Source organism: Microvirga sesbaniae, assembly GCF_025460805.1.
Lineage (GTDB): Bacteria > Pseudomonadota > Alphaproteobacteria > Rhizobiales > Beijerinckiaceae > Microvirga > Microvirga sesbaniae.
Map to the genome: position 1 here is coordinate 1 of NZ_JAMXFJ010000110.1, position 1478 is coordinate 1478.

The following is a 1478-nucleotide window of genomic DNA, read 5'->3' on the forward strand; positions in this document are numbered from 1 at the left end:
AGTCGTAGTTGATCTTCACTTCCTGGGAGACGGGGTGCTTGTTGGACACCAGTTCCTGCACGTTGTTGCGCTCGGAGGTCGACGGATCGGTCCAGGAGGAGGACCTGAACACGTCGCCCTTGCGCACCTCGAAGCGCATGGTGTTGTTGTCGGGGGAGGAGAAGCTCCAGGCCTTGTCGGCGTTGTCCACCTGGAGCGGGCCGATGCTGGATGAGATGTACGTGCTTTCAGAAGCGGACGGGGTCCACTGTGACGGAAGGATCGTAGCCATTGGTAATAAGCCCCTTTGCCCCCGTTTTTGGAGGCATTGTTAATATTTTAGTCTTTAGCGAGTCTATGAAGATGGCCGCATGAACATGCGGTAACTTGGAAGGTCTTAGATTTTGCTTTGTTAACAGCGCACGAGAGATTGAAACTCTTTAGTGTGCATAGTTCGAATACCGAAGTTGTTGCTGCGCAGTCTTGTGATGAAACGCCAACTTTTTGTCTTTGTGCGCCATTTTGGCTGACGTTAGCAAACCTTGTCAGAAACGTGGCAGGAAGATGGAATGAATTGGAGTAACGTTATTAAATTTCGACAAGAATAGGGCGATCAAGCCACGCTATGTAGCTGCGGAGCGTGGCTATGGATCATTACCCGACCATCTCTCACGCCTGACACTTGCTGATTCGGGCGCGTGCGAAGGCCTCTGAATGGGGATAGCCACGACGGTTAGTGCAGCGCTGAACCAATGACGAAGAACGGGCCGGAGCACGGGTGACAGGGGCGAGACGGCAACGAGGCTCCTCTGCTCCTCATTGCGGAGGCGCAACGCCCGAAGCAGGCTGTGAGAAACGCGCTTATGGTCGGGAGGCCATGCCGATGATCCGGCGGGATGCGTCTCCCGAAGATGGGGCGCCTGAATCACTCGACCCTTGTTTTCTCATTCGCGCGAAGGCCCGCCGGTTCAGAGATCCTGCGGATCAGCGAACTCGAAGGGTGCGGATTGCGAAGACATCCGACTCCTCTGGAGCGCTTGCCGCTGCTCCGGGGACAGTTCACATAGCACGGCCTGAAACTTCCCGTTTGCGGATCGCGGGATCTGCTGGACGCGCTCGAACACCACTTCGACATCGCCCATGCGGCTGCAGATCGCCGCCAGGATCTCGCCCTCGGCCTCCGGGCTCCAGTTCGGCGCCGGAATGTAGCGCACCCGCAGACGCCGCAGCGTCTCCTGCACGATCTGCGCCTCTCGGATCGGGAGATGAGCCTTGAAAACAGGGTCCAGACGCCCGACGCGTCGTCCGTCCTGGGTGTAGAGCACGTCGTCGCTGCGGCCCTCCACCCGGGCCAGACGCGGCAGCGTGCGCCCGCACGCGCACATCTCGTGCCCGGCCTCCACAGCACCCCGGTCGCCCGTGCGGTAGCGGATCAGCGGCATGTCCGGATTGTTCAGCCCCGTGGCCAGAAACTCTCCCGCCTGGCCGGCCGCCACCGG

Annotated in this window: 1 protein-coding gene and 1 pseudogene; both read right to left on the reverse strand. The window is 59.5% G+C overall.

All coding sequences use genetic code 11. The features are described from left to right. Nucleotides 1-271 (reverse strand): hypothetical protein (locus tag OCW50_RS33010; protein ID WP_262300399.1); only part of this gene is annotated, 271 nt, incomplete at its 3' end. A 676-nt stretch (nucleotides 272-947) separates the two neighbouring features. Next, nucleotides 948-1478, reverse strand: a pseudogene (locus OCW50_RS33015) (hypothetical protein); the annotation flags it as partial.